We start from the raw sequence: 14,580 nt of genomic DNA, 5'->3' as shown, positions 1-14,580 counted from the left end.
GCGCAGCCCGCCGAGGTCAGCCTGCGCAAGGGTGCCGGGGGAGTCGGCGCCGACGGCCGCGAGTAGCTGATCGGCGTGGGCGGGGCGGGCGTCGGTTGCGGCTCGTCGTCGACGCTCACCCCGTGGTCGCGGACCAGGTCGGCGAAACCGCCCGCGTATCCCTGACCGACGGCACGTACCTTCCACTCGCCGTTGCGCCGGTACACCTCGAGGGCGATGACCACCGACTCGCTGGTGAGGCCGGTGACGGTGAAGTCGTACAGCGCCCGGCCCGCTTCGTCGGTGACGTGAGCGACCGGCGGTGCGAAACGGCCGAAGGTCGACGACGCGTCGTCGAGCGTGATGACCGCGCGGACCGCGTCGATGTCTGCAGGTACTCGAGCGGTCGAGATGTGCAGTCGCGCAGAACCTGCGGCGGCCTGTTCCAGCCGGACGCCGGGCCCGGTCGGCTGGTTGTAGAAGACGAAGTCGTCGTCGGTACGCACCACCCCCCGGTCGGTGACCAGCAGGGCCGACAGGTCGGCGGCGGTCCCGAGGTCCACCGTGACGATGACATCGGGGGTCGGCAACGGGCCGTTCTGGCCTTTGGTCAGAGCAGACATCTCCGGGCGTTTCCTCACATCAGTCGGGCCGCATCCGTATCGGCGCCGGGAGCGGAGCGAGCGGGCCGAGTCCGTGCCGTCCGGGTGGACGGCGTCACCAGGCACAGCGTAGTCACGCAACGGCGCGGGCTCGGGGCCCGACGCGACACCCGTACTCCGAAGGTGCAATCGAGTGGTCGACAGACGATGTCCGATTGCCGACATATGCTCCTGCGTATGGCTGGGAGTCGGGTCAACACACAGTTCGGGCCGTACCGCCTCGACGAACTACTGGGCCGCGGTGGGATGGGCGAGGTCTACCGCGCATACGACACGACCAAGGACCGGGTCGTCGCGCTGAAGCTGCTCAACCCCGGGCTGGCACACGATCCGATGTACCAGGAGCGGTTTCGCCGGGAATCGCACGCCGCGGCCCGCCTCGGCGAACCGCACGTCATCCCGATCCACGACTGGGGCGAGATCGACGGCGTGCTGTTCATCGACATGCGCCTGGTCGTCGGAGAAGATCTACGCGCGCTCCTGACGCAGGAGACGCGGCTTCCGCCCGAACGCGCGGTGTCGATCATCGAACAGGTGGCCGCGGCGCTCGACGCCGCACACGCCGAGGGGCTCGTGCACCGCGACATCAAACCGGAGAACATCCTGGTCGGGGCGAACGACTTCGCGTATCTCGTCGATTTCGGCATCGCGCATGCCGCCGAGGACACCCACCTCACCCAGACCGGGACGGCCGTGGGATCGATCGCCTACATGGCTCCGGAGTTGTTCGACGCCGCCCAGGTCAGCGCGGCCAGCGACATCTACGCCCTGGCCTGTGTGCTTTTCGAGTGCCTGACCGGGCGGGTGCCGCATCCGGCGAAGACGGTGAGTGCGGCGATCAAGGCGGCCGTACTGTCACCGGCCCCGTCGCCGAGTGCGGTCAACGCAGACGTACCGCCGGCGATGGACGAGGTGATCCGCACGGCCCTCGCCGCCGATCCCGCGGCCCGCCATGACTCCGCGGTCGCGCTCGCACGCGCGGCTCGAAGCGCGCTCGCCGGGGGCGTGGAGGGGGTCCGGCCGGGGCCGGATCTCGTCAAGGCGTCGCCACCGCCTCCGGAAGCACCCACCGGTGTCGTCCGCGCTCCGGACACGGTCATCGCGCCCACCGACCCCGGGTACGAACCGACCCTGGTGCGGCACACGACGGGCCCCGAGGGCGGAGCCGGGACCACGCAGTTCTCGGGGCCGCAGCAGTTCTCGGGGCCGCAGCAGCTCTCGGGGGCCCAGCACTTCTCGGGGGCGCACAACTACGCAGGACCGCAACCCGGTCCGCCGATGTACGGGCCGCCGGGGTATCCGCCCGCCTATCCGCCGCCGCAGCGGCGCTCGGTCGCGATACCGATGCTGATCGGGTTGATCGCGGTGGCACTCGTCGGGCTCGCCGTCCTCGGCGGCGTCCTGATCGCCGGCTCGGGTGACGATGCCGAGACCCGGGCCGACGAGGAGCCGACGACGCCGACCGTGACCGAGACGGTGGCGCCCCCGCCGACCGTCCAGAACGTTCCGCCGGCGCCGCCGGCCCCGGCTGCGCCGCCGCCCGGTTCGAGTCCGTGCGATGCGACGGTCGGGATCGGTACATCGGTGACCAGCTGCCCGTTCGCGTTCGCGGTGCGCGATGCGTATGTGGGAGCGGGTGCGGCACGGTCGCCGCGTGTCGTGGTCGCGGTCAGCCCGGTCACCGGGCAGGCCTATGCGATGAACTGCGTTCCCGAAGGCGGGATCGTCGCGTGCCGGGGAGGCAATGACGCCGTGGTGCACATCTACTGATGGACACCACCCGACGGCCGTTGTGGCTTAAGCGGACTCGGCGGAACCGCTGCATCGTCGTGCTCGGCGCGCTCGCGCTCCTCGCCGGTTGCTCGACCGAATCCGACCCGAAACCCGTTGTGCCGGTCACCGTCACCGTGACCGCCGACCCATCGGCGTCAACACCCGCCGCACGCGCTACAGACATCCCGACGTCGTCGGCGGCCGTCCCCTCCGGGTCGTATGGAGGCCTCGCGGCGAGTTTCCGCAGGGTTGCCGCGTCGACCGGACTGACGGTCGGCATCGCGATCGCACCGGTCGGTGGGTCGGCCGTCCCCGGGCTCACCCTCGGCGATGCCACACCCCGGGTGGCGTGGTCGACGATCAAGGTCCCGCTCGCGGTCGCCGCAGAACGGGCGAACGGCCCGGGCCCGGCGGCGCGGGCGGCGATCGTCGACTCCGACAACGCCGCCGCGGAGAGCCTCTGGTCCTCGCTGGGCGGCGGACAGGCGGCAGCCGACGCCGTCACCGCGGTGCTGCGGAACGGCGGTGACACCACGACGGTGGTCCCGGCGACGCAGCGTCGTGCCGGTTTCACCGTGTTCGGGCAGACGGTGTGGTCGCTGCCGGGGGCCGCGACGTTCACCGCCGGCTTGCCCTGCATCTCGGGTTCGCGACAGGTCGTCGCCCTCATGGGTCAGGTGGGCGACAATCAGCAGTGGGGAATCGAGATCATGCCGGCGCCCCGCGCAACCGCGGTGAAGGGTGGTTGGGGTCCAGGAGTGTCCGAGGGATACCTCGTCCGTCAGATCGGAATCCTCACCTTCCGCGACGGCCAACGTGCGGCGGTGGCGATGAGCGCGGTCGGGGGCTCGATGTCGGGGGGTATCGCCGCGCTGAATTCGGTGGCGAACTGGCTCGACACCAACCTCGCCCGTCTTCCGCGCGGACGCTGTTCCGCCTGACCGGTCCTCGAAGCGGTGTGACCCCGGTCCCAGCAAGGTTCCGATTGGGTATACAGCCTGGTCCTTGGTGCGTAACCGCCCTAGTCTCAAGTGTCTGAAGTGACTCAGGAGACAGATGTGAAAGCTGTGACCAGGATCGGCGTGGTGTTCTGCGCGGTGGCGATGTCGATGGTGATCGGCGCGGGCTCGGCGACGGCGATACCGCTCCCCGTGCTGCCGCCGCTGCCGGAGCCCTTCGCCACGTGGTTCAAGCCCCCGGAACCGCTCGACAAGAAGCTCGCGAAGAGCTATGCCGCACTGACGAAGTCGATGCGGAAGTCCCTGCCCGGCCAGCTCGGGATCGCGATCGTGCCCGTCGGCGGGGACGAGGTCATCTCCCTCGGGTCGCTCAAATCGGGACGTGCATGGTCGACGATGAAGGTCCCGGTGTCGCTCGCCGCGCAGCGCGAGCGCGGTCCAGCGGTCGCCGCGATGGAGGACAAGGCGATCACGTTCTCCGACAACGATGCAGCCGGCGAATTGTGGGGGGTGCTCGGCGGCGGGCACGCGTCCGTCGACGCTGTCAGTGCGGTCCTCCGTGAGGGCCACGACGTCCGGACGCACGTGTCCTCCGAGGTCGACAATCCGCCGTCGTACCCCGGTCACACCGCCTGGGCGCTACGCGACCAGGCGATCTTCGGCGCTCACCTGCCGTGTCTGCCCGACAGCGAACACCTCATCCGGCTGATGAGCGCCGTCGCCCCGAACCAGCAGTGGGGTATCGCGAAGGTGGGGCGCAGTCAGGGAGCGGTGACCGCGGTCAAGGGTGGCTGGGGTCCGGCGACGTCGAAGTCGTCGGCGCATCTGGTGCGGCAACTGGGCATCATCACCACGACCAGCGGCCAGGTCGCGGTGTCGATGGCGGCGATCCCGCGGAGTGGATCGTTCACCGACGGGACCAAGATGCTGACCCGGCTCGGCAATTGGCTCGGAAAGAACCTGGCCGACCTCCCCAAGGGTCGATGCTGATCGCGGGCCGTGACCTCAGGCCGCGGCGTGCGCGGCCGGTGTACGTCCCGCGCCCGCCGGGGTCGTGAGCGCGGCGGCGATCGCCGTCGTGAGCGGAACCGACAGGGCGATCGCGATTCCGCCGACGAACGAGCGGGCCAACTCCACCGCGACGACGTCGGTGGTGAGCAGTCCGCCCAACGGCTGCTGGGCCACGGAGAACAACAGCATCAGCGGCAGCGCACTGCCCGCGTAGGCGAAGACGAGGGTGTACACCGTGCTCGCGATGTGGTCGCGGCCCACGCGCATCGCGGCGCGGAAGGTCGCGAGCCGTGACGGTTCGCCGGCCGCGGCCAGCTCGAAGGCCGCCGAGGCCTGGGTGATCGTGACGTCGTTCAGAACACCGAGGGTGCCGATGATGAACCCGGCGAGCAGCAGACCGCTGACCGAGATGTTGCCCTGATACACCTGCAGATTGGTGGTCTGATCGCCCGAGAGCCCCGTGAGGTTCATGGTCCGGATGGCGAGCCAGCTCAGGAATCCCGCGAGCAGCAGGGAGGTCAGCGTCCCGAGCAGAGCCGAACTGGTCCGGAGACTGACACCGTGCGCGAGGTAGAGGACCACGAACAGGATCACCGCCGACGACACGACCGCCACCGCAACAGGGGACGACCCGTCGAGGATGGCCGGCAGCGTGAACACGGTGAGTACCCCGAAGGCGATCGCCAGCCCGATGATCGAGCGGAACCCGCGCCACGCCGCCACCAGCACGATCGCGGCGATGAACAGCACGGCCCAGAAGATGATCGCCGGCCCGCGCTGGAAGTCGAAGAAGCTGTACCGGTTGCTGCCGTCGGGGCCGGGAACGGTCGCGAGCCGGATGCCGTCACCGACGTTCAACGTCGGCTGGCCGGCCTGGGGGTCGTCGAGCGTGCCGGCGGCGGGCGCCACGGTGTCGGGCCCGGATCCGGCCTGCGCCCGGTTGGTCGGGATCTCCAGGACGGTGTACTGGCCGGCCACGTCGCCGGAGGTGAACCGGACCGCGTTGAGGATGCACGGCCCACCCGGCACCGGATTCACCGGTATGTCGGCGGTCTCGAGCACTGATCCCGCCACCGAGTTGAGGCAATTCGCATGGAACTGGTCCACGATCTCGCCGTCGACCGTGGTGATCGGCCCGCCGTCGGCGGACCGGAACTGGGTGGGGATCGGGTGTTCGGAACCCGACGGCCACAGGACGACCATGCCGACCGCGACCGCGACCGCGGTCACCGCGAGCGTGCCGATGACGAACCACCGGGCGATCGGCGACAGCGTGTGGCTGATGTCGGACAGCGAGTGCGCATGACCGTGCCCGTGATGTGTGCGGCTCACGCGGTGAGCCTATGCGCACCGCACCCGGGTCGCGATGGGCGACCCGGGTGCGGTGATGGGGTGTGCAGCAGTGCCGACGCTGGTCACAGGGGCAGCAGGATGCCCTTGACCCGCGGATCGGTCCGCAGGAATTCCTGCACGGCAGGGTCTTTGAACGCGGCGACCAGGTTCTTGATGTTCTCGGTTTCCTTCCACTGCGTTCCGATGGTCAGCTGCCCGGCGAACTCGTCGGGAGCGGGCGGAGCGTAGATCTGCTTGGCGATGTCGATGTTCGCGGCGAGGTAGTACTCGGTGTAGCCCACGGTGGCGTCGAGGTCGGCGAGCGAGCGCGACTGGGCGGCGAAGTCGAGCAGGACGAACTGCAGGTTCCGCGGATTCGTGGCGATGTCCTTCTGGGTCGCCTTCCACTTGTCCACGCCTGGTTTCAGCGTGATGAGTCCGGCGCGTTCGAGCAGCCAGAGTCCCTGGGCCTCGTTCGCGGGATCGGAGTAGAGGGAGACGCGGGCGTTCTGCGGCAGGTCGGCGACGTCGCGGTACTTGTCCGACCAGATGCCGAATCCCCAGCGGAACACCGGCGTCGCGGCTTCCTCCTGGAAGTCCGGGTTCGCCTCGAGGACCTGCGACAGCCACAGCTTGTGCTGATAGACGGTGCCCGCGACCTCCCCGTCGCTGACCGCACGGTTCAGCGTCGTGGAGTCGGACAGGCCCTTGAATGCGACCTTGATGTCATACCGGGGTGCGACCTCGTCGGCGATGAACTCGACCAGTGCCTGCTCGGAGGCGTTGCCCTCGGCGGTGACGACGGTCAGTGTCGCACCGGCGGTCTCGTTGGGCGACGTCGAGTCGGACCCGAGGAAGCGCCAGCCGACGACGGCGGCGATCACGGCGACCACGACCAGCGCGCCGACGATCAGCGGCCAGCGGCGACGTGTCGAGATCTCGATTCCGGAACTGCCGGGCGGAGAGGGAGTCTCGCCGGATTTCGATGAGGTGCCGGTGGTGGAACCGGTGTCCTGTGTCATGGGGTGCCTTTCGGGTGTGGCTGGGTGATGCGGTGACGAGCGCTCCGCCGCTCAGGGAGCAGAGCCGGCCGGCGGTTTTGTGGTTCTTCAGTGGTTGACCCGGCGGGACGTGACCGGGTTGAGGCTGCGAGCGAGGGCGTCGCCGGCGACCTGGATCACGGCCACCGTCACGATGAGCACGATGATGGTGGCGACCATGACCCCCTGATCGAATCGCTGGTAGCCGTAGGTGACCGCCACGTATCCGAGTCCGCCGGCGCCGATGGTGCCGGCGATCGTGGAGTACTCGATCATCGCGATGGTGTTGATCGTCAGTCCGCCGACGATGCTCGGCAGCGCCTCGGGAACCTGTGCCTTCCAGATGATCTGGGCGTTCGATCCGCCGGACGCACGTGCCACGTCGATCGTCGAGGCCGGGACCGACCGCAGCGAGTTCTCGACGATGCGTGTGAAGAAGGCGATGCCGGCGATCGACATCGGTACCACCGCCGCGGCGATGCCGATGTTCGTGCCCGTGACCAGGCGGGTGAACGGGATGATCGCCGTCATCAGCACCAGAAAGGGCAACGACCGACCGATGCTGATCACCCACGACAGGGGGGTGTGCAACGAGCGTCGTGCGAAAAGCCCGCCGGGAGCGAGGTTGTGGATGAGTGCGCCCAGCGGGACTCCCACCACCAGGACGACGACCATCACGATGCTCACCATCAGGACCGTGTCGATGGCCGCCGGGATGAGCAGGTCGGGGATCTCGTCGAGCGGCACCGTGATGTTCGCCGAATACGTGGTGCTCACGCGGCCACCTCAGAGCCGGTGACGGTCTCGACGGCGGTACCGCCCGCGGTCGCGGTGGCGTCGAGAAGGCGTGCGGCCAGGCCGAGTTCACCCGCGGCGCCGATGAATGCCGACGCGTGTCCGGTGGGCACCGACACGGTGAGATCGCCGAAGACGGTGCCGTCGATGGTCTGCACGTTGGCGCCCAGCACCGAGATCGAGATGTCGAGTCGCCTGCCCAGCTGGGTCAACCAGTCCGCGGGGACCGTCGCGGAGTGGTAGACCACCGAGATCGGGGTTTCGGCCGAGGCCGGTTGCGCACTCGGCCCGCGCGGCCGGAGTGCCCGTCCCAGAACCGAATCCGGTTCCAGGACCACCTGTTCCAGCCGGCCGTGCTCGACGATGCGGCCGCGTTCGAGACGGCCGACGGTGTCGGCGACCCGCACGACCGTGTCCATCTCGTGGGTGATGAACACCACCGCGAGATCCAGTTCGTCCCGAACGTCGGTGAGGAGCCGTAAGAAGGTGTCCGTGGCCGCGGGATCCAGACCCGAGGTGGCTTCGTCGGACAGCAGGACGGAAGGTTTGAGTGCGAGGGCCCGAGCGATGCCGACGCGCTGCCGCTGACCGCCGGACAGCTGATGCGGATACAGGTCCGCCTTGTCGGCAAGGCCGACCAGGTCGAGAAGTTCGCCGACACGTGCCGTGGTCGATCGTTTTGTCGCACCCAGATATTCGAGGGGTAAAGCGACATTCTGCGCGGCGGTTCGCCGGGACAGCAGACTCGCCGACTGGAACACGGTGCCGATCCGGCGCCGGGCGTCGCGAAGGCCCGACGTGCCCAGTGCGGTGAGATCCTCCCCGTGGACGACGACCCTGCCCGACGTCGGACGTTCCAGCAGATTCAGACACCGGGCCAACGTGCTCTTGCCGGCGCCGGACGGGCCGACGACGGCGAAGATCTCACCGGCGTCGACAGTGAAGTCGACCTCGTCGAGCACCGTCGTCGGGTCGGGCGAACCGACACCGAACACCTTCGTCAACCCCACCACCTCGATCACCGGAGGCCCCCGTTCGCGCTGGTGAGCTGAGCGGCTTCCCTGATCGAATCGTCGATGGTCGAGTTGCTCCCACCGACCCGGTACGTGGACCCGCGATGATTCTCCGGCAGTTGATCGCCACGCCCGAAGAGCTTGTGGCGCAGGGTTCCCGGGACGTAGTCCCGGTCGTAGAGTCCGCGCCGCTCGAGGGCGGGCACCACGTGGGTGATGATGTCCTCGAACGATCCGGGGGTCACCGCGTAGGCGACGTTGAAGCCGTCGACGTCGGTCTCGGTCACCCAGTCCTGCAGGGCTTCTGCCACCTCGTCGCCGGAGCCGATCAGGACCGGACCCATTCCGCCGATGCCGCCCCACGCCGCGATGTCCCGCACGCGCCATTCCTCGCCGGTGTCGCTCGCCTGCTGGAAAGCGGCGACCGCAGACTGGATCGCGTTGCTGTGCACGTTGCCGATCGGTTCGTCGATCTCGTAACTCGCGAGGTCGATGCCCATCCAGCCCGACATGAAGACCAGCGCACCCTCGGTGCTGGCGTAGGACTGGTACTCCGCGGCTTTCGCGCGGGCGGCCTCCGGAGTCGAGTCGGTGATGATCGTCAGCAGCGTGTAGATCTTCGCGTCGTACGGGTCGCGTCCGGCCAGGATCAGCTCGTCGCGCACCTTGCTCACCACATCACGCAGGATTGCCTTGGTCGGCGCGGCGACGAAGATGGCCTCCGCGTTCTCCGCGGCGAAACGCCGACCGCGAGGCGAGGCCCCGGCCTGGTAGATGACCGGTGAACCCTGCGGCGACGGCTCGGCGAGGTGAATGCCGGGCACGGTGAAGTGGGTGCCGCGGTGCCCGATGTGATGGACCCGGGCCGGGTCGGCGAAGATGCCCGCCTCGCGATCGCGGAGGACCGCGTCGCGTTCCCACGAACCCTCCCAGAGCTTGTACAGCACGGTGAGGTACTCATCGGCCTGGTTGTAGCGCTCGTCGTGCTCGAGTTGATCGTCGGCGCCCATGTTGCGGGCTGCCGCAGGCAGGTATCCCGTCACCACGTTCCAGCCGATCCGGCCACGGGTGAGGTGGTCCAGCGTCGACAGACGCCGTGCGAAGGGGTAGGGATGCTCGAAACCCGTACCGGTGGTGACCCCGAAGCCGAGGTGTTCGGTGGCGTGCGCCATCGCCGAGACGAGCAACAGCGGGTCGTTCACGGGGATCTGCGCACCCTGGCGGATGGCGGCTTCGTCGTTGCCGGCGTACACGTCGTAGGTGCCCAGGACGTCGGCGATGAACAGACCGTCGAATCCGCCGGTCTCCAGCAAGCGGGCGAGGTCGACCCAGTAGTCGATGGTGTTGTAGTCCCACGACCGGTCGTCGGGGTGGCGCCACAGACCCGGTGACTGGTGCGCAACGCAATTCATGTCGAAGGCGTTGAATCGGATCTTACGTGGGGCATTCGGTGCTGACACCGGAGGAATGATGCTGACGGATCGTCGGAGTGGCCATCGTTGTGCCCACCGCGAACCTAAACTTGTGCCATGCGATCCACAGATGTGTTGCTCGACGGTCTCGGTCGAGTCGTCGAGAACGTTCACGCCGTCCTGGACGACATCTCCACCGAGGAATTGAACCGGGCTCCCGCGCCCGGTGCCAACACGATCGCCTGGCTCGTGTGGCATCTGACGCGCGTGCAGGACTCGCACGTCGCCGACGTCGCCGGAACCGACGAGGTGTGGGTGACCGGGGGATGGGTCGACCGGTTCGGTCTGCCGTTCCCGCCCGGCGAGAGCGGGTACGGGCAGTCGGCCGACGAGGCGGCGCGGGTCGTCGTCGACGACCCGGACCTGTTGCGTGGCTACTACGACGCCACGCACGCGGTCAGCGTCGACTACATTGGCGCGCTGTCGGATTCAGATCTCGACCGCGTCGTCGACGAGAACTGGGACCCGCCGGTCACGTTGGGCGTACGACTGCTCAGCGTGATCGACGACGACACCCAGCACATCGGTCAGGCGGCATACGTCCGGGGCCTGTTGTCCTGATACCGTCGCTGGCGCTCTGCGTTCTGAGTAATTGCGGCCTGGCGGGCGTCGTGGACCACGAAACAACCGTGGTGCGCGGTGCGAGCCCAACCACTGCTCCCTGAGGAGGCCGGAGCTTGCGGAGGCCGTCACGAAGGGTCCTGGCGAGGTGTGTCGCCAAACCCTTCGTGGCTCGTCGCTATCGCTCCTCGCACCTCAGGGAGCAGGGGCTGGGACCTGCGGTTATGCGGTTCTTTCGGACTAGGGAGCGAAAAAACGCGCGTCGCCATCGCTCCTCGCACCTCAGGCATCGGTGCGGGACGGTCAGGAGAGGCAGCCCTTGAAGGTCTGGAAGTCACCGGCGAAGGCGGGTCCCTTGCAGGTCGGCCCGTTCTTTCCGTCGACGACGACCTCGCCGCCGGGTCCGGCGATACCGATGGCCAGGCCGGGACGAATGCCGTCCATGGTGACCGTCGCTCCGGGACCGAGGGCGATGGCCGCGGGTCCGGCGAAGTTGTCGGCGGTGACGTTGGCTTCGCCGCCGTTGTCGGTGATGGCCAGCGAGAGTCCGGTCGGGCCGGAGTCGGCGCTACACGAGGCCGCAGTGGCGGACTGGCCGGGAAGTGCCGGACATACGGTGGGCGCGGCGCCGGCGGACGGCGCGGCGGCGAGCGATACTGCGGTCGCACCTGCGGCGGCGACGACGAAACCCAGAGCTGTGCGCGTGACGGTCTTCATGTTGGGACTCCTTTGTCGAGGAACGGTGTCGTGCGTGGAGCGATTCGGAATGGCCGCCGGGCCGGATGGGGTCCGCTTCGCACGCCGCCTCGCCACCGGTCGTGTGCCCAGCGCGCGTAGCTTGAAAACGTGCAACTGCGAATCTTCACCGAGCCCCAGCAGGGTGCGACCTACGACGACCTGCTCACCGTCGCCAAGGCGACCGAGGACCTGGGCTTCGATGCCTTCTTCCGTTCCGACCATTTCGCCGGAATGGGCGGCGACGGCCTCCCCGGGCCGACCGACGCGTGGATCACGTTGGCGGGCTTGGCGCGCGAGACCTCGCGAATCCGGCTGGGGACGCTCGTCTCGTCGGCCACTTTCCGGCTACCCGGGCCGTTCTCGATCGCAGTCGCCCAGGTCGATCAGATGAGCGGTGGCCGTGTCGAATTGGGAATCGGAACGGGCTGGCACGAGGGTGAGCACGAGGCGTACGGAATCCCGTTCCCGCCGTTGAAGGAGCGGTTCGACCGCCTCGAGGAGAACCTCGAGATCATCACCGGGTTGTGGCAGACCCCGCTGGGCGAGGAGTTCGATTACGAGGGCACACACTTTCGCCTCTCGAAGTCGCCGGCCCTGCCCAAACCCGTGCAACACCCGCGTCCGCCGATCATCATCGGAGGCAGTGGCAAGAAGCGGACGCCCGCGCTGGCCGCGCGTTTCGCCGACGAGTTCAATGTCGTGTTCCAACCACTCGACGTCGCCGGGGATCTCATCGGGCGCGTCCGCACGGCGTGCGTCGACACCGGTCGCGACCCGGAGTCGCTGACCTACTCCGCCGCGCTCGTATTGTGTTGCGGCCGCGACGAAGCCGAGTTCCGGCGCCGGGCCGAGGCCATCGGCCGGGAACCGGACGAGTTGCGCGAGAACGGGGCTGCCGGAACCCCGGACGAGGTCGCCGCAAAGATCGCGACCTACGGCGAGCTGGGCGTCACGCGCATGTATCTGCAGACCCTCGATCTGTCGGATCTCGATCACCTCGAGCTCGTCGCGTCTAAGGTCGCCCCGCAGTTGGCGTGAGCGCCCGCGGGCACCCCGTCTGCTGGGTGCGGCGTTCGTAAAGCTTGCTCCGAAGTGTCAGCGGCCCGGCGGCCGTCGTGGACCATGAAAGGCACCCGCCCACGAGTATGAGTGGCTAGATCCCATGCTCCCTGAGGTGCGAGCGAAGCGAGCCACGAAGGGTGTTGCAACGTGTCTCGCCAGGCCCTTCGTGGCTCGTCGCTTGCGCTCCTCACACCTCAGGGACCAGAGGTTTTGTGGTTCTTTCGGATTCGGGAGCAGGGGTTATGCGCCTCTTTCGGCACAGGGACCAGGGGTTTGGTGGTTCTGTCGGATTAGACAGTCGAGTGTCCTCGAAGGGTTCCCCCGACCCGGCACCCGGGCCGACCCGGATGGGCCATAATCCACCTCATGGCCGACAGGGGCGAGCACACATCATCGAGACCGCCGGAACGTCAACGGATCAAGAAGCTGGCCCAGGCCGCGCTCAACGCCGACGTGACCGTCGAGCAACTCGAGGGCATCATCGCCGACATGGGGGAGACCCTCGAAGGACTCGGTCCCACCCTGGACGGGCTGAACTCGACGATCGCGAAACTCGACGTGACGCTGGTGCGACTCTCCGGAACCCTCGACCAGGTCGACGCCACCGTCGACCGCATGTCCGACATCGTCGGGCGGCTCGAACGGGTGGTCGGGCGGGTCGAGGCACTCGTCGGTATCGGCGAGGCGGCCTTCCGTCCGCTCGGGGTCCTGGAGTCGGCAGGCAAGTCGGTCGCTGCCCGACTCGGCTGGCACTGAACATCGAAACGAGATCAGGGAATGACACCGGAAGAACACAGTTTTCGTGGCCGGCACGGGCACACCATCGTTTATGACGTCTACCGTCCCGCGGAGAGCCCGCGCGGCGTCGTCGTGGTGGTCCACGGCCTCGCCGAGCACGGTCGCCGGTATCTGCACGTGGCGCAGCGGCTCGTCGACGCCGGTTACCTCGTCGCGATACCGGACCACGTCGGTCACGGCCGGTCGGGTGGCAAGCGACTCCGGTTGCGCCGGTTCGGTGACTTCACCGACGACCTCGACACGGTGCTCGCCCATGTCGCCGACGGCAGCGTCCCGACGTTCTTGATCGGGCACAGCATGGGCGGGTGCATCGCTCTCGACTATGCGCTCGACCACCAGGACAAGCTCGACGGACTGATCCTGTCGGGGGCGGCCGTGCTGCCCGGTGACGACCTGCCCGATCTGGCCGTCCGTTTCGCGCCGCTGATCGGCCGGATCGCACCGGGATTGCCCACCACCGAGTTGAGTTCGTCGAGCATCTCCCGGGATCCGGACGTCGTGGCCGCCTACGACGCCGACCCGCTGGTGACGCGCGGCAAGATCCCGGCCGGGCTGGGCGGGGCGATGATCGGCACCATGCGGTCGTTTCCCGAGCGCCTGCCGTCCCTGCAACTACCCATCCTGGTGATGCACGGCAGCGAGGACGCGCTCACCGACCCGCGCGGCAGCGAACTCGTCGAGCGGCTCGCCGGATCGGCGGACAAGACGCTCGTGATCTACGACGACCTGTTCCATGAGATCTTCAACGAACCCGAGCAGGCGGTGGTGCTCGACGCGGTGATCACCTGGTTGCGCGGTCACACCGCGCGCCCGTGACCGTCGCGCGCCCACTCAGGTCAGTCGCACCACTACCCCGGCCAGCAGCACCAGCACGCCGCCGATCTCGCCCACGATGAGCGCGAGCATGAACAGGTAGGTGCCGGGAGTCGGGTCGACGAACTGATTCGTGGTGTCCCGCAGGGCGCCGTGGATGCAATACGCGGCGATCGCCACGACGAAGAAGACGATCGGGACCGCCGCGGCGATCACGTTGACGGTCGTCGGGAAGGCGCTGAGTTCGACCAGCGCGGCGAGCACCAGGGTGGCGAACGAGTACATCAGCGCGGCCCGATGCGCGATGTCGACATACACATGGGCCGTCCGGTCCGGTGAGGTGCGGATGCCGTGGTACTTCCACACGCCCAAGACGAGTGCCCAGACGAGGATCACACCGGACGCCACGACCACGACGATGGTGTCGACGCCGACGAGGTCGGCGAGAACGGGGTCGGCGGTCATGGCTGAACGCTAGCAGCAGGTGAGTCGACGGGATCGGTCCCTCACGCAGTCCGTTCCCGCTCACACCTCTTCCGGTGAGCGCGGGAACGGAGACTGTGAGCGGGAGA

At 68.3% G+C, this 14,580-nt stretch carries 15 protein-coding genes; 7 read left to right on the top strand and 8 right to left on the bottom strand.

Annotation, left to right across the window (positions count from 1 at the left end; translation table 11 throughout):
- Positions 1 to 602: TerD family protein (locus FFS52_RS07195; protein ID WP_137809281.1), on the bottom strand; the 602-nt coding region annotated here is incomplete at its 3' end.
- A gap of 216 nt (positions 603 to 818) precedes the next feature.
- On the opposite strand from FFS52_RS07195, the gene FFS52_RS07190 reads away from it, so the two are divergent.
- The 3 genes from FFS52_RS07190 to FFS52_RS07180 all read left to right on the top strand — a co-directional run bounded on the left by FFS52_RS07190 (position 819) and on the right by FFS52_RS07180 (position 4,363).
- Positions 819 to 2,411, top strand: coding sequence for a serine/threonine-protein kinase (locus tag FFS52_RS07190; protein WP_065632016.1), 1,593 nt, complete (start codon positions 819 to 821; stop codon positions 2,409 to 2,411).
- Positions 2,411 to 3,355: a hypothetical protein gene (locus FFS52_RS07185; protein WP_137809280.1), complete on the top strand. Its 945-nt coding sequence runs from the start codon at positions 2,411 to 2,413 to the stop codon at positions 3,353 to 3,355. The genes FFS52_RS07190 and FFS52_RS07185 overlap by 1 nt, the downstream gene beginning before the upstream one ends.
- Positions 3,356 to 3,517: 162 nt before the next feature.
- Positions 3,518 to 4,363, top strand: a complete 846-nt coding sequence (locus FFS52_RS07180) for a hypothetical protein (protein ID WP_171011574.1) — start codon at positions 3,518 to 3,520, stop codon at positions 4,361 to 4,363.
- A gap of 15 nt (positions 4,364 to 4,378) precedes the next feature.
- Here the strand turns inward: FFS52_RS07180 and FFS52_RS07175 are convergent, their stop codons facing one another.
- The 5 genes from FFS52_RS07175 to FFS52_RS07155 form a co-directional block, all read right to left on the bottom strand.
- The gene (locus FFS52_RS07175) at positions 4,379 to 5,716 is read right to left on the bottom strand and encodes a YibE/F family protein (RefSeq protein WP_137809279.1); all 1,338 of its coding nucleotides are present in this window, start codon (positions 5,714 to 5,716) and stop codon (positions 4,379 to 4,381) included.
- Positions 5,717 to 5,799: 83 nt separating this feature from the next.
- On the bottom strand, positions 5,800 to 6,738 hold the full coding sequence (locus FFS52_RS07170) for a MetQ/NlpA family ABC transporter substrate-binding protein (protein WP_137809278.1): 939 nt from the start codon (positions 6,736 to 6,738) through the stop codon (positions 5,800 to 5,802).
- 87 nt (positions 6,739 to 6,825) lie between these two features.
- Positions 6,826 to 7,533 (bottom strand): methionine ABC transporter permease, encoded by a 708-nt coding sequence (locus FFS52_RS07165; RefSeq protein WP_065632009.1) that lies wholly within the window; start codon positions 7,531 to 7,533, stop codon positions 6,826 to 6,828.
- Positions 7,530 to 8,573, bottom strand: coding sequence for an ATP-binding cassette domain-containing protein (locus FFS52_RS07160; protein ID WP_137809277.1), 1,044 nt, complete (start codon positions 8,571 to 8,573; stop codon positions 7,530 to 7,532). Before FFS52_RS07160 ends, FFS52_RS07165 begins: the two co-directional genes overlap by 4 nt.
- The gene (locus FFS52_RS07155; RefSeq protein ID WP_212743642.1) at positions 8,570 to 10,024 is read right to left on the bottom strand and encodes an LLM class flavin-dependent oxidoreductase; all 1,455 of its coding nucleotides are present in this window, start codon (positions 10,022 to 10,024) and stop codon (positions 8,570 to 8,572) included. The genes FFS52_RS07160 and FFS52_RS07155 overlap by 4 nt, the downstream gene beginning before the upstream one ends.
- Positions 10,025 to 10,093: 69 nt before the next feature.
- Between FFS52_RS07155 and FFS52_RS07150 the strand changes: the two genes are divergently transcribed.
- The gene (locus tag FFS52_RS07150) at positions 10,094 to 10,597 is read left to right on the top strand and encodes a DinB family protein (RefSeq protein WP_137809276.1); all 504 of its coding nucleotides are present in this window, start codon (positions 10,094 to 10,096) and stop codon (positions 10,595 to 10,597) included.
- A gap of 303 nt (positions 10,598 to 10,900) precedes the next feature.
- Here FFS52_RS07150 and FFS52_RS07145 read toward each other — a convergent pair whose 3' ends face one another.
- Complete coding sequence (locus FFS52_RS07145; protein ID WP_137809275.1) at positions 10,901 to 11,314, bottom strand: hypothetical protein; 414 nt, start codon at positions 11,312 to 11,314, stop codon at positions 10,901 to 10,903.
- Positions 11,315 to 11,443: 129 nt separating this feature from the next.
- Between FFS52_RS07145 and FFS52_RS07140 the strand changes: the two genes are divergently transcribed.
- The 3 genes from FFS52_RS07140 (at position 11,444) to FFS52_RS07130 (ending at position 14,011) form a co-directional block, all read left to right on the top strand.
- A complete protein-coding gene (locus FFS52_RS07140) occupies positions 11,444 to 12,373 on the top strand; it encodes an LLM class F420-dependent oxidoreductase (protein WP_068971044.1) in 930 nt (309 codons plus the stop codon).
- Between the two features lie 390 nt (positions 12,374 to 12,763).
- A complete protein-coding gene (locus FFS52_RS07135) occupies positions 12,764 to 13,153 on the top strand; it encodes a hypothetical protein (protein ID WP_137809274.1) in 390 nt (129 codons plus the stop codon).
- 21 nt (positions 13,154 to 13,174) lie between these two features.
- Positions 13,175 to 14,011, top strand: coding sequence for an alpha/beta hydrolase (locus tag FFS52_RS07130; protein WP_137809273.1), 837 nt, complete (start codon positions 13,175 to 13,177; stop codon positions 14,009 to 14,011).
- Positions 14,012 to 14,026: 15 nt separating this feature from the next.
- On the opposite strand, the gene FFS52_RS07125 is transcribed toward FFS52_RS07130, so the two are convergent.
- Positions 14,027 to 14,473: a hypothetical protein gene (locus FFS52_RS07125; RefSeq protein WP_137809272.1), complete on the bottom strand. Its 447-nt coding sequence runs from the start codon at positions 14,471 to 14,473 to the stop codon at positions 14,027 to 14,029.
- Positions 14,474 to 14,580: the final 107 nt, after the last annotated feature.

Origin of the sequence: Gordonia sp. ALPHA1B1 (assembly GCF_005502615.1) — a bacterium.
GTDB lineage: Bacteria > Actinomycetota > Actinomycetes > Mycobacteriales > Mycobacteriaceae > Gordonia > Gordonia hongkongensis.
This window is presented reverse-complemented; position numbering and strand designations above follow the sequence as displayed.

What these genes read in the sequence shown, in the direction of transcription:
- FFS52_RS07150 (WP_137809276.1), top strand. Translation starts at nt 10,094, where the DNA reads ATGCGATCCACAGATGTGTTGCTCGACGGTCTCGGTCGAGTCGTCGAG.
- FFS52_RS07190 (WP_065632016.1), top strand. Translation starts at nt 819, where the DNA reads ATGGCTGGGAGTCGGGTCAACACACAGTTCGGGCCGTACCGCCTCGAC.
- FFS52_RS07145 (WP_137809275.1), bottom strand. Translation starts at nt 11,314, where the DNA reads ATGAAGACCGTCACGCGCACAGCTCTGGGTTTCGTCGTCGCCGCCGCA.
- FFS52_RS07130 (WP_137809273.1), top strand. Translation starts at nt 13,175, where the DNA reads ATGACACCGGAAGAACACAGTTTTCGTGGCCGGCACGGGCACACCATC.
- FFS52_RS07185 (WP_137809280.1), top strand. Translation starts at nt 2,411, where the DNA reads ATGGACACCACCCGACGGCCGTTGTGGCTTAAGCGGACTCGGCGGAAC.
- FFS52_RS07135 (WP_137809274.1), top strand. Translation starts at nt 12,764, where the DNA reads ATGGCCGACAGGGGCGAGCACACATCATCGAGACCGCCGGAACGTCAA.
- FFS52_RS07180 (WP_171011574.1), top strand. Translation starts at nt 3,518, where the DNA reads ATGTCGATGGTGATCGGCGCGGGCTCGGCGACGGCGATACCGCTCCCC.
- FFS52_RS07125 (WP_137809272.1), bottom strand. Translation starts at nt 14,473, where the DNA reads ATGACCGCCGACCCCGTTCTCGCCGACCTCGTCGGCGTCGACACCATC.
- FFS52_RS07170 (WP_137809278.1), bottom strand. Translation starts at nt 6,738, where the DNA reads ATGACACAGGACACCGGTTCCACCACCGGCACCTCATCGAAATCCGGC.